This window comes from Pseudomonas sp. GCEP-101, assembly GCF_025133575.1.
Taxonomy (GTDB): domain Bacteria; phylum Pseudomonadota; class Gammaproteobacteria; order Pseudomonadales; family Pseudomonadaceae; genus Pseudomonas; species Pseudomonas nitroreducens_B.
In genome coordinates, this window is record NZ_CP104011.1 from 1950720 (window position 1) to 1962988 (window position 12269).

Below are 12269 nucleotides of genomic sequence, written 5' to 3' on the forward strand. Positions count from 1 at the left end.
ACGAAAAAACGAAAAACCCGGCCACGGCCGGGTTTTTTGTTGCCTGGAAAAAGGCAGACCTCATCGGAACGTGGATGACCAGATTAAGTTTTCCGGTCACGGTGTAGTCAGATATATGGAAGTAAGTAGTGAATCGACCAGGCCAATAAGTTTCGTTGTTTTGATCGAATTTTGACCAATGGCGAAAGTCAATACTTTGAAACATCTTGTAACCGTGTGGCCACTTTTACCCCGAGTTATCCACACGATCAATGCGCAAAATCTGTACAGAACGCCCTTTCACCCGAAAAGCCGCCTGGTACGGCCAGCGCTCCACCGGCAATTCCCGCACGCCGGGCACCTCGCTGGGCATGCCGCTGCTGCTCTGCTCCAGGTTCGCCAGCGGGCGAACCTGCTCGACGATGTCCTGGATGGCGCGCAGCGCCTTCTCCGGGCCGATCAACACGACGTAATGGTCGTAGATGGCATCCAGGTCGGCGGCTGCCTTGTGCGTCCACTGTAGGCTCATGCCAGGCCCCACTTGGCTTCGATGACGGCGTGCTCCAGCAGATGGCCGGCATCGGCGTCCGCCACCCCTTCATCGATGGCCGCCACGTGCCAGCTCTGGCGCTCCAGGTACTGCGCCAGGGCTTGGCGCAGGTGATACGGCCGGTCCCGGTGGGTGGCGCGGGCCAACTGGTCCAGCGCTGCCACGAGGGCGTCATCGGCGCGAAATGAAACAACGGTGGTCACTTTTTGAGCAGTCTCGTTTACGCTGTATACAGTGTTTACATCGAAGACAAAAGTATACGTATCAGTGACTTAGCGTCAATGAACGAATGCGGAGGCACCGATGGGCGGAACCTGTGAAACGGCTACGGAGCAGACAGTCCGGGGCTTGCAGCGTGATGGCCATGCCTTGCTGCGGGGCATCGTCGCGGCACAACAGGTGGCGGAACTGCGTGCGGCCATCGATGCACTGCAGCCGCAGCACTGGGACTACGAAGGGCTGGTGGATCATTACAAGTGCGTGTTCAACCGCGACCCGCTGTGGTTGCCCTACCTCGATCCGACCGGTGTGATCGAGCCGGTGGAAGCGCTGCTGGGCGCGGATTGCCATGTGATCGGCCAGACCGCGTGGCGCTGCCATCCCGGCTTCATCGGGGCGGAGATGCACCTGGATTACCTGCCCATGGCGCTGCCGCCGGCGTGCCTGGACGATCCGTCCTTCGAGCTGCCGGCGTTCGTCTGCACGGCACAGCTGTACCTGAGCGACATCGACGAGTCGCTGTGCCCGACGCTGGTGATTCCCGGCAGCCACCGAGCGGGCAGAGCGCCGCGCGCGGACGAGGATCAATGGCGGGGCCAGGGGGCGGAGCCGGTGCTGTGCCAGGCTGGCGACGTACTGCTGCTGCGCAGCGAGCTGTGGCATGCGGGCAGCCGCAACACCAGCCAGCGCACGCGCTACCTGCTGCAGACGCATTACGGCCGGCGCATGGTCGCGCAGAAGTTTTCGCCCTATCTGCGCTGGGCACCCGCGCCAGAGACGCCTGCTGGGCGACCATGAAGCAGCGGAATACGATTGAGCGATCTCGCCACGGAGGAATGTCGATGAGTGATGTGCATACCGGAGGCTGCCATTGCGGCCAACTGCGCTACGCGTGCGATGCGCCACTGACGGACGTCGCCCATTGCCACTGTTCGATCTGCCGGCGCACCACCGGCGGCATCGTCACCACCTGGGTCACGGTGCCCCTGGCGAGTTTTCACTGGACCCACGGAACGCCGGCGCAGTACCGGTCTTCGCCTTCCTGCCTGCGCTATTTCTGCGGCAATTGCGGGGCGCAACTGGCGCTGTTCACCGACCACGCGCCGGATACGCTGGACCTGACCACGGCGACACTGGACGAGGTTGCCACGGTGGTGCCGGACCGACACATCTGGGTGAAAAGCCGGTTGCCGTGGATTCATCTGGACGAGCAACTGGACGAGGAGTGGGAGGAAAAGCTCTAGCCGTCGCGGTCGCTCCCTGGTTCGCGAGCAAGGACTAGGCGTCCCCCTCGGTCCTACGAAGAGCGGCACCGTAGCCCCCTGTAGGAGCGAGCTTGCTCGCGAACAGCCTTTCCGGAGGCTGTCAGGGCAGCTCCAGCCCGCCTGACGCCTTGTGCAACTCGCGCAAATGCGCGCCAATCTGTTTGGTGTTGGCCTCCAGCGCGGCCAGCTCGTCGCGGCGCTCGGCGGTGAGCAGGGCGCGCACCTCGCGGTCGAGGTTGTCGCTGAGCTGGCGCAGCCGCTGCTGGCGCTGCTGGGTCTGCTTCTCCAGAGTGGCGGTTTCCGGCGCCTGGGGCAGGCCGTAGCCGCCGTCGAGCAGCTCTGCCGGGCGGCTGAGGAAGCCGCTGTCGTCGAGGATCTGTTGCAGCGTCTTGCCGGCCGCCGCGAGGTCCGGCTTGCTCTGCATGGCGTCCGGATTGCTCAGGTACAGGCGCTTGAGTTCGTCCTGGGCCAGCAGCAGCTGGCGGCGCAGCGAGGCCTGCTCGAGCAGCAGCAGGGCGGCGCTGGAGCGCAGGTCGGCCTTGTCGAACCACGGGCGGCGCTCGACGGCGGGGAGTGCCAGCCAGTCCTCGACCTTGTCCTGCGGGACGTGCATGCGCTGCTTGAGCACGTCGAACATGGCCTGGTAGCGGTCGCGGAAGGAGTCGAAGCGATAGCCCAGGCGCAGGGCTTCCTTGGGGTTGTCCAGCACGCTGGCGTCGGCGATGCCCTTGTTCTCCAGCAGGCCCAGCACGCCGTAGGGAGTGATGCTGTCCATGGTCTGCAGGCTCTGCCGACCGATGCCGCTGCGCAGCAGCTTGAGCGTTTCCACCGCGCAATTGTTGGACAGGAAGTAGTAGTTGCCGTCGTAGCTCCAGTGGCTCTGCGCCGAGCGCTCCACCAGGCTGGCGACTTCCTCGCGACTGAGCTTGAGCGGGATCGACGCCAGGCTGCGCAGTTCGACCTTGGTGTACTCCTCGATCACTTGGGACAACGGCAGCACGAACAGCCGCGACGGGTAGGCGCCGGTCAGGCCGTCCCAGCTGGACAGTTGCAGGTCGCCGACGAAGGCGCGGTAGGAGAGCACCAGGTGCTGGTCCAGGTCCAGGCGGCAGGCCGGGCCGCGCGGGCGTCCGGGCGCGCAGACCACCAGGCGCAGCATGGTGTGGCCCCAGCGGCTGGCGATCTCGGTGTTGGCTTCGGCGATCAGGTAGTCGACCTCGTAGACGCGCTCCGGGTCGAGATAGCCCAGCGGCTGCCGGCCGAAGTCGCGGCCGGCATTGAGGTAGGCATAGCGGGGCGAGCATTCGTCATGCGGGCGCTCGCCGAAGCGCGCCGCGTAATAGCGGTACAGCGCCGGACGGCGACAGGCAAAGCTGCGGTCGAGCAGGAAGTACTCCATATTCACCGCAACATACTCGCGCGGATTGGTCAGCTCGTAGCGGTCCGGGCTGCGCAGCAGGAAGCGGTTGTGCTGCTCGCGCTCGCCGTGCTTGCCGGCATATTGCGGCCAGCCGGCCAGGTCGAGCAGGCGCGGGTCGTCGGAGAGCGTGAAGCGCCGGCCGGTCTGCCCGCGGCATTCATCCGGGGCGCCGACGCGGCCGAGGCTCTTGTCGCGCATCGTGCAGCGGCGGATCACCCGGCCCTCGTCGGCTTCCCAGAGGCGCGCGCGGTCGTAGAGGTGGGTCAGCTCATGCAGCAGGGTGGCCAGCAGTTCGCGGCGCAAGGTGCCGTGGGTGCGGCCGGTCTGCTCGGTGGCTGCGCTGCCGTCGGTGAGCGGGCCAAGATAGCGGGTATTCAGGGCGATGGCGCCGGGTCGCAGGGTGCGGCCCATGCCGTTGCTGGGCAGGTCGTCGCGCCATTGCACCTGGACGCTGCGGTCCAGGCGCTGCACGAAGCTGTCCGGCAGGGTGTGCAAGGCTTCGTCCAGCAGTTGCTGGCTGGCCTGGCGCTGGGCGGCGTCCAGGCCGTCGGCGTCTAGCTCCAGGCGGAGCGAGGCGTGGCTGCTGGCGGCGACGAGCAGTGCCAGGGCCGCCAGCCAGCGGCCAGCGCGGTGTCTCACAGAGCGAGAATGGCTTCGGCCAGGTCCTGGTCGGAGGCTTCGCGCGCCTGCGGCACCTGCTCGCGCAGCACCTTAAACGCGGCTTCCAGCTGGGCGCCGCGGATGGCGCCGTCGCTGCCGACGTAGCTGGCGGCATCGTCACGGGCTTCGCGGACGACCTTCATGTCACGCACGGAGGTGGTGGTGTCCGAGGTGAAGTCGATGCTGCGGGCGAAGGCGTTGGTGGTGATGTTGAACACGCGGACCACCGAGTGGGCCTGGGCGGTGGACGCGCAGGCGGCGAGCAGCAGGCCGAGGATCAGGGGGCTCTTGGAAAGCGAGCTGAGGCGCATGGATGTCTCCGAAAGGGCAGCGGGGGCTGCTCACGACTTTATTTGGCAAGAATGGCTTCGGCCAGTTCCCGATCGTTCGCCGCCATCGCCGGATATTCCTGGCGCAGCCAGCGTAGCGCGGCTTCGAGGCGGGCACCGCGCAGAGCGCCGTCGGTGGCCACGAACTGCGCCGCGTCATCGCGGGCGCCGCGCAGCAGCTTGTTGTCGAAGGGCGCGCTGGTGACCTGGCTGGTGGCGTAGCTGGTCGCAACCGGGAACTGGGTGGTCTGGTCGAACGCCCGGACGGGCAGGGAACAGGTCAGTAGCGGCAGCAGCAACAACAGGGTACGCATGGGCTCGGACGATCGGAAAAGCACAGCCGACAAGGCTAACGGAATGCGCGGAGGAGAGCCAGCGCAGAGCGCCGGGCGGAGCGCCCGGCGCGGTAGGGATGCAACGCGGAATCAGATGGTCAGGATGGCCTGGGCCAGTTGCTGATCGTTGGCGGCCAGGGTCGGCAGTTTGCTGCGGATGTGCGCCAGCGCGGCTTCCAGATGCGCACCGCGGATCTGACCCTGGCTGGCGACGAAGGTGGCAGCGTCGTCACGGGCTTCGAGCACGATCTTGTCGTCCTTGAAGGAGTTGCTCAGGTCCGAGGTGCCATCGGAGGTGGCGCCGGTGGCGCGCACCGACAGGTCGGTGGTGTAGACGAAGCTGGTGGCGTAGGCGCCAGTGGCGCAGCCGATCAGTGCGGCGGCAGCGATCAGGCGAAGACTGTTCTTCATGGAGCGGCTCCGGATAAGGCCAGACAAGGTGGCCGGGGCGGCCACTCTAACTGTGCTCAAGACTAGCCAAGACTGACCGGCGTCACCAGCTTTCAGCGCCAGAATGGTTTCGAGATTTCTCGCATGCGCTCGCTGGGGCTGATGCCCAGGTCTGCCAGTTGCAGGCTGGTGAGCTCGGCGAGCTGGCGGCGGGTGCGGGCGTTTCGCAGCCATTCGCCTACTACTGCGTGTAATCGGCGCAGCAGGGTGGCAGAGTGGGGTGTAGGCAGGTCGGGTGACAGTGCGCGTTCCATGGCGGGCCTCCTGGCGACCGTAGTGGACGGTCAGTACAGACTCGCACTGCACGACATGCTGTATCAGAGGCAGCAGAGGGATATTGAAGGGGTACAGCGAGGGAAAATGCAGAACTGTACCGGCGTGGTGGCGCGCGGCTGTTCTGTAACCAGCGAGGCGGGGAGGTGCAGGAATATGGTCGTTCAGAATGCCACAGGCCGCTCCAGATGAGCGGCCTCAGGCAAACTACCAGTACAGTTTAGGCGAGCCCGGAGAGATTGGCTCAGTTGTACTGTTGAATCAGCGCCAGAACGGCTTGTTCAGTTCGGCGTAACGCTGGGCTTCGCTGATGCCGGCGTCGGCCAGCAGGCGGGAGTCCAGGCGGGCCAGCTGACGGCGGCTTTCCATGCGGCGCTGCCACAGGCGAACGGTGCCGACGAGGCCACGGTGGGCGCTGGAGGTGCTACGGGTGGTGCTCAGAGCTGCGGAACCGAGGGTACGTTCCATGGTGGTCATCCTTCTCGCTTGTGGCGAGTAGTCAGTTGCTGAATGGATTGAGCATATGATCTGACTTTTTGGTCAGGGATGACAGGTACAGTTGATCTGTATTGTGGCTACTCACCCGATTGTAATTTTGAACTGTAATGGTCTTTTTCGGGGCGAACTGTATCGTTGCGCTCCATTCTGGTGCGCAATGCATGAGGATCTGAGGTTTTTCGGAGGGTGCCGGCCACGCTGGCCGCTGGGGAGCTGAACAGTTGAGGCGGGATAAAAATCTGTTCAGGAGTGTTTTTACGTGGTTTTTTTCCGGCTGTAAACCCTTGCGGGCCATTCATTGCTGAATGGCCCGCAAGGCAGCTGGAATCAGCTCGCTGCCAGCATGTGGCCGCGTTCTTCCAGGTTGATATGCCACTCCAGGGCTTCGCGCAGGATGTGCGGAGTATGGCCGCCGCGCTCGCAGGCGGCATCGAAGTAGCAATTCAGGGCGTCGCGGTAGGACGGGTGCACGCAGTTGTCGATGATCACCCGGGCGCGCTCGCGCGGCGCCAGGCCACGCAGGTCGGCCAGGCCGACTTCAGTGACGAGGATGTCCACGTCGTGCTCGGTGTGGTCGACGTGGCTGACCATCGGCACCACGCTGGAAATGTTGCCGCCCTTGGCGATGGACTTGGTGACGAAGATGGCCAGGTGTGCGTTGCGGGCGAAGTCGCCCGAGCCACCGATGCCGTTCATCATCTTCGTGCCGCCCACGTGGGTGGAGTTCACGTTGCCGTAGATGTCGAACTCCAGCGCGGTGTTGATGCCGATGATGCCCAGTCGACGGACGACTTCGGGGTGGTTGGAGATCTCCTGCGGACGCAGGACGAGTTTGTCCTTGTAGCGCTCCAGGTTGCCGAACACGTCGGCGTTGCGGCGGGTCGACAGGGTGATGGAGCTGCCCGAGGCGAAGCGCAGCTTGCCGGCGTCGATCAGGTCGAAGGTCGAGTCCTGGAGTACTTCGGAGTACATGGTCAGGTTCTCGAAGGGGGACTCGATCAGGCCGCACATCACGGCGTTGGCGATGCTGCCGATGCCGGCCTGCAGCGGGCCGAGGCTGTTGCTCATGCGGCCGGCTTCCACTTCACGCTTGAAGAAGTCGATCAGGTGGTTGGCGATGCCCTGGGTCTCGTCGTCCGGCGGTAGCACGGTGGACGGAGAGTCCGCCTGGTCGTTGACGACGATGGCGACGATCTTCTCCGGCGGGATCGAGATGGCAGTGCTGCCGATGCGGTCGTCGACCTTGGTCAGCGGGATCGGCGTGCGGGTCGGGCGGTACGTCGGGATGTAGATGTCGTGCAGGCCTTCCAGGTTGGGGTTGTGCGCGACGTTGATCTCGACGATGACCTGCTTGGCGAAGATCGCGAAGCTGGCGGAGTTGCCCACCGAGGTGGTCGGTACGATGTGGCCTTGCTCGGTGATCGCGACGGCTTCGATGACGGCGATGTCCGGCAGCTTGAGCTGGTGGTTGCGCAGCTGCTCGACGGTTTCGGAGAGGTGCTGGTCGATGAACATCACCTCGCCGGCGTTGATCGCCTTGCGCAGGGTGCTGTCGACCTGGAAGGGCATACGTCGGGCCAGCACGCCGGCTTCGGTGAGCTGCTTGTCGAGGTCGTTGCCCAGGCTCGCGCCGGTCATCAGGCTGATGCGCAGCGGCTCCTGCTTGGCGCGCTCGGCGAGGGCCTTGGGTACGGCCTTGGCTTCGCCGGCGCGGGTGAAGCCGCTCATGCCGACGGTCATGCCGTCCTTGATAAGGGCCGCGGCCTGGTCGGCAGTCATCACCTTGTCCAGCAGGGAGGACATACGCACGCGATCACGGAACATGGGAAAACCTCGGGGCAGTAGGAAGTGCGAGGCCGCCAGTCTAGGGACTCGGCGATTTTTGGCTCTTATACCAAGGTCGAAAAATCGTCCGGCGGGGGCCTCTTTACTACCAATGTCCAGCGGGTTTTCCATTGCGCAAAAGCAAGACACCGGCACGAGGCCGGTGTCTTGTGGACCAGTGGTCGTTTTTACTCGACTGCCTTGACCATGTCTTCGATGACTTTCTTGGCGTCGCCGAAGACCATCATGGTCTTGTCCAGGTAGAACAGTTCGTTGTCCAGGCCGGCGTAGCCGCTGGCCATCGAGCGCTTGTTGACGATCACGGTCTTGGCCTTGTAGGCCTCGAGGATCGGCATGCCGGCGATCGGCGACTTCGGATCGTTCTTCGCGGCCGGGTTCACCACGTCGTTGGCGCCCAGGACCAGTACCACGTCGGTCTGGCCGAACTCGGAGTTGATGTCTTCCATCTCGAACACCTGCTCGTAAGGCACTTCGGCCTCGGCCAGCAGGACGTTCATGTGGCCCGGCATACGGCCGGCAACCGGGTGGATGGCGAACTTCACGTTGACGCCGCGGTGGGTCAGCTTCTCCGCCAGCTCCATCAGCGCGTGCTGGGCACGGGCCACCGCCAGGCCGTAGCCGGGGACGATGATGACGCTGTCGGCGTTGGTCAGCAGGAAGGAGGCGTCGTCGGCCGAGCCGGATTTCACCGGGCGGGCTTCCTTGGCGCCCGCCGGGCCGCCAGCGTCGGCTTCGGCGCCGAAGCCACCGAGGATGACGTTGAAGAACGAGCGGTTCATCGCCTTGCACATGATGTAGGAGAGGATTGCGCCCGAGGAGCCGACCAGGGAGCCGGCGATGATCAGCATCGAGTTGTTCAGCGAGAAGCCGATACCTGCCGCGGCCCAGCCGGAGTAGGAGTTCAGCATCGACACCACCACCGGCATGTCCGCGCCGCCGATCGGGATGATGATCAGCACGCCGAGGATGAACGCCAGGGCCAGCATCACCACGAAGGCAGTCAGGTTGCCGGTGAACATGAACAGCAGGCCCAGGCCCAGGGTGGTCAGGCCCAGCACCAGGTTGAGCATGTGCTGGCCGGTGAACTGCACCGGGGCGCCCTGGAACAGGCGGAACTTGTACTTGCCCGACAGCTTGCCGAAGGCGATCACCGAACCGGAGAAGGTGATGGCGCCGATGGCTGCGCCGAGGAACAGTTCCAGGCGGTTACCGGTGGGGATGGTGTCGCCCAGGTTCTGCACGATGCCCAGCGACTGCGGCTCGACCACGGCGGCGATGGCGATGAACACGGCGGCCAGGCCGATCATGCTGTGCATGAAGGCGACCAGTTCCGGCATCTTGGTCATCTCGACGCGTTTGGCCATGATCGAACCGGCGGTGCCGCCGATCAGCAGGCCGACGATCACGTAGACGATGCCGGTGGTGGCGATTTCGCTGCTGATCTTGAACACCAGGCCGACGGTGGTCAGCACGGCGATCGCCATGCCGATCATGCCGAACAGGTTGCCGCGGCGCGACGTGGTCGGGTGCGACAGGCCCTTGAGTGCCTGGATGAAGCAGACCGAGGCGATGAGGTAGAGGAGGGTGACGAGGTTCATGCTCATGTCAGTGCTTCTCCGCCTTCGGCGCTTTCTTCTTGAACATTTCCAGCATGCGGCGGGTGACCAGGAAGCCACCGAACACATTCACGGCGGCCAGGGCCACGGCCAGGGTGCCCATGGCCTTGCCCAGCGGGGTGACGGTCAGGGCGGCGGCCAGCATGGCGCCGACGATCACGATCGCCGAGATGGCGTTGGTCACCGCCATCAGCGGGGTGTGCAGGGCAGGGGTGACGTTCCAGACCACGTGGTAGCCGACGTAGATCGCCAGCACGAAGATGATCAGGTTGTAGATGCCGTGGGAGATCAGCATGTCTTCCATAGTTTCTCACCGGTCTTCAGGGCCGGACGCGGGGTCCGGCGCGTTCTTATATAAGAAGGGCTCAGCCGTTCTTGCGCACGATCTGGCCGTCGCGGCACATCAGGCACGCGGCGACGATGTCGTCTTCCAGGTTCACCGTGAAGCCTTCGGCGGTCAGGGTGAGCTTTAGGAAGTCGAGCAGGTTGCGTGCGTAGAGTGCGGAGGCGTCCGCCGGCACCAGCGCGGCCAGGTTGCTCAGGCCGACGATGGTCACGCCGTGCTTGACCACGACCTGGTCGGCCTCGGTCAGCGGGCAGTTGCCGCCTTGCGATGCCGCGAGGTCGATGACCACCGAACCCGGCTTCATTTCGGCGACCGTCGCTTCATGCAGCAGGGTCGGCGCCTTGCGGCCCGGAATCAGCGCGGTGGTGATGACGATGTCAGACTGCTTGGCGCGCTCGTGCACGGCCTTGGCCTGGCGCTCCATCCACGAGGCCGGCATTGGGCGGGCGTAACCGCCCACGCCTTCGGCGCACTCGCGCTCTTCGTCGGTCTCGTAGGGCACGTCGACGAACTTGGCGCCCAGGGATTCGATCTGCTCCTTCACCGCCGGGCGCACGTCCGACGCCTCGATCACCGCGCCCAGGCGCTTGGCCGTGGCGATGGCCTGCAGGCCGGCGACGCCGGCACCGAGGATCAGCACGCGAGCGGCCTTAACGGTGCCGGCGGCGGTCATCAGCATGGGCATGAAGCGCGGGTAGTGATTGGCAGCGAGCATCACGGCCTTGTAGCCGGCGATGTTGGCCTGGGAGGAGAGCACGTCCAGGCTCTGCGCGCGGGAAGTACGCGGCGCGGCCTCGAGGGCGAAGGCGGTGACGCCGCGTTCGGCCATGCGGGCGATGTTCTCGTTGTTGAAGGGATTGAGCATGCCGATCAGCACGGTACCCGGCTTCATCTGCGCCAGCTCGCTTTCGCTGGGCGCGACAACCTTCAGCACGAGCTCTGCACCGAACGCATCGGCGGCAGTGCCGATCCTGGCGCCAACGGCCTCATAGGCGGCGTCCGGCTGGCTGGCGCTGACGCCTGCTCCGCTCTGGATGACGACCTGGTGGCCTTGCCCGATCAGTTTCTTGACCGTCTCCGGCGTTGCTGCGACCCGCGTCTCACCGGCTTGGGTCTCGAGGGGTACACCGATCTGCACTCGCAAATCTCCTGCGTGATCCTGGATTGTCCGGGCTACTGCGTTGGCGACCCGGGTTATCGAACTGGCAACGGTCTAATTGTTATTGTGTGACCGGGTGTGACCCGGCAGCCGCGGCATTGTGCAATCGAACCTGGAGGGCAGCAAGAAGTTCTGGAGTGGTACGAAGCGATAACTACAAGTCACGTTCAGACCCGCAGTTTTCCGGTCGCCACCCAGGCCGCGTGAGCCCTGGCGTTTAGCCTAATTGCCTATTGTGACCGGAAGGAAATGTCATCCTCGCCGTGAATGACCACCCATCAGAGGCTCCCCATGCCCGCCGAAAGGCCCAGTAATCCTGCAACAGGCTCAGGCATAGGTGTTAATTAATGTTTCTAATATGGAGTATGAGTCATTCCTGATGCCTGTCATTGCGTAGCAGATTTTTTACATTGACTACAGGGTCAGGAAAATCCGCAAAACGCTTCAAGGCCGCATGCGACGCGGGGCCAGGGGCGAGGGTGGCGGTGGGGCAGAGGGCTCGCCCTTGCAAGGAAGCGCGGCAATGGCGCAGAAAAAACAACGGCCACCGTTGTCGGGTGGCCGTCAGGGGTGAGACACGGTGTCGCGGATCAGGGGTTGGCGCCGATCACGCCGGGGAGTTGAGCGGCCAGCTTGTCGTTGTGCAGCGGGGCGCGGATGAAGCCGTGCTGGGTGTTGTCCGGGCCGATGATGACGAGATTGCCGCTGTGGTCGACGGTGTAGTTGGGCTTGCTGGTATCCGCCGGGATGTAGGGGATGCTCATGGCGTTGGCGAGCTTCTGCACGTTCTCTTCCGAGCCGGTGATGCCCTTGAAGCCGGCATTGAAGAAGCCGAGGTATTCCTTGATGCGCGGCGCGGTATCGCGGTGCGGGTCGACGCTGACGAACACCACCTGCAGGTTCTTCGCCACGTCCGGCGGCAGCTTGGTCTGCAGTTCGCGCAGTTGGGCCAGGGTGGTGGGGCAGACATCCGGGCAGAAGGTGTAGCCGAAGAACAGCAGGGACCATTTGTCCTTCAGGCTGGCGGTCTGGAACGGCTGGCCGTCCTGGTCGGTGAAGGTGAGGTCGGGGACGCTGCGGGTCTGCGGCAGGATGACGATGCCGGCGTCGAGCAGCACGGTCGGGTCGAGCTGGTGACGCTGGTTGAGCACCTTCTGCACGGTTAGGCCGAGGATCAGGGCGACGATGGCGACGAGGATGAAGACGGTCTTGTTGACTCGGGACATGGGGTTCTCGTGGGTCGGGACGTCTGGAATGAAGCAGAGATGTTCGCGAGCACGCTCGCTCCTACAGGGCGCCTGGTAGGAGCGAGCGTGCTCGCGGAC

General features: G+C 64.5%; 14 protein-coding genes and 1 pseudogene. 2 read left to right on the forward strand and 13 right to left on the reverse strand.

Going from position 1 to position 12269, the window contains the following annotated elements; genetic code table 11:
• Positions 1-226 precede the first annotated feature (226 nt).
• On the reverse strand, positions 227-508 hold the full coding sequence (locus N0B71_RS08760; RefSeq protein WP_259758374.1) for a type II toxin-antitoxin system RelE/ParE family toxin: 282 nt from the start codon (positions 506-508) through the stop codon (positions 227-229).
• Complete coding sequence (locus N0B71_RS08765) at positions 505-732, reverse strand: CopG family ribbon-helix-helix protein (protein WP_259758375.1); 228 nt, start codon at positions 730-732, stop codon at positions 505-507. The genes N0B71_RS08760 and N0B71_RS08765 overlap by 4 nt, the downstream gene beginning before the upstream one ends.
• A gap of 100 nt (positions 733-832) precedes the next feature.
• On the opposite strand from N0B71_RS08765, the pseudogene N0B71_RS08770 reads away from it, so the two are divergent.
• Together N0B71_RS08770 and N0B71_RS08775 are read left to right on the forward strand one after the other, a co-directional pair.
• Positions 833-1565, forward strand: a pseudogene (locus tag N0B71_RS08770) (phytanoyl-CoA dioxygenase family protein).
• Between the two features lie 25 nt (positions 1566-1590).
• A complete protein-coding gene (locus tag N0B71_RS08775) occupies positions 1591-1992 on the forward strand; it encodes a GFA family protein (RefSeq protein ID WP_259758376.1) in 402 nt (133 codons plus the stop codon).
• A gap of 121 nt (positions 1993-2113) precedes the next feature.
• Here N0B71_RS08775 and N0B71_RS08780 read toward each other — a convergent pair whose 3' ends face one another.
• From N0B71_RS08780 to N0B71_RS08830, 11 genes are all read right to left on the reverse strand, one after another.
• Complete coding sequence (locus N0B71_RS08780) at positions 2114-4072, reverse strand: DUF4105 domain-containing protein (protein ID WP_259758377.1); 1959 nt, start codon at positions 4070-4072, stop codon at positions 2114-2116.
• Positions 4069-4404, reverse strand: a complete 336-nt coding sequence (locus N0B71_RS08785) for a DUF2388 domain-containing protein (protein ID WP_259758379.1) — start codon at positions 4402-4404, stop codon at positions 4069-4071. The genes N0B71_RS08780 and N0B71_RS08785 overlap by 4 nt, the downstream gene beginning before the upstream one ends.
• Positions 4405-4442: 38 nt before the next feature.
• Entirely contained in the window at positions 4443-4736 is a 294-nt protein-coding gene (locus N0B71_RS08790) for a DUF2388 domain-containing protein (RefSeq protein ID WP_259758380.1), read from the reverse strand.
• A gap of 111 nt (positions 4737-4847) precedes the next feature.
• Entirely contained in the window at positions 4848-5168 is a 321-nt protein-coding gene (locus N0B71_RS08795; protein ID WP_081518914.1) for a DUF2388 domain-containing protein, read from the reverse strand.
• A 92-nt stretch (positions 5169-5260) separates the two neighbouring features.
• Entirely contained in the window at positions 5261-5461 is a 201-nt protein-coding gene (locus N0B71_RS08800) for a DUF1127 domain-containing protein (RefSeq protein WP_259758381.1), read from the reverse strand.
• A gap of 280 nt (positions 5462-5741) precedes the next feature.
• Positions 5742-5948 (reverse strand): DUF1127 domain-containing protein, encoded by a 207-nt coding sequence (locus tag N0B71_RS08805; protein ID WP_015474893.1) that lies wholly within the window; start codon positions 5946-5948, stop codon positions 5742-5744.
• A 357-nt stretch (positions 5949-6305) separates the two neighbouring features.
• Positions 6306-7802, reverse strand: a complete 1497-nt coding sequence (locus tag N0B71_RS08810; protein WP_259758382.1) for an acetyl-CoA hydrolase/transferase family protein — start codon at positions 7800-7802, stop codon at positions 6306-6308.
• A 188-nt stretch (positions 7803-7990) separates the two neighbouring features.
• Positions 7991-9427 (reverse strand): NAD(P)(+) transhydrogenase (Re/Si-specific) subunit beta, encoded by a 1437-nt coding sequence (locus tag N0B71_RS08815; RefSeq protein ID WP_259758383.1) that lies wholly within the window; start codon positions 9425-9427, stop codon positions 7991-7993.
• 1 nt (position 9428) lies between these two features.
• Complete coding sequence (locus N0B71_RS08820; protein ID WP_015474896.1) at positions 9429-9743, reverse strand: NAD(P) transhydrogenase subunit alpha; 315 nt, start codon at positions 9741-9743, stop codon at positions 9429-9431.
• A 61-nt stretch (positions 9744-9804) separates the two neighbouring features.
• Entirely contained in the window at positions 9805-10923 is a 1119-nt protein-coding gene (locus N0B71_RS08825) for a Re/Si-specific NAD(P)(+) transhydrogenase subunit alpha (RefSeq protein WP_259758384.1), read from the reverse strand.
• Positions 10924-11534: 611 nt separating this feature from the next.
• A complete protein-coding gene (locus tag N0B71_RS08830) occupies positions 11535-12170 on the reverse strand; it encodes an SCO family protein (RefSeq protein ID WP_259758385.1) in 636 nt (211 codons plus the stop codon).
• Positions 12171-12269: the final 99 nt, after the last annotated feature.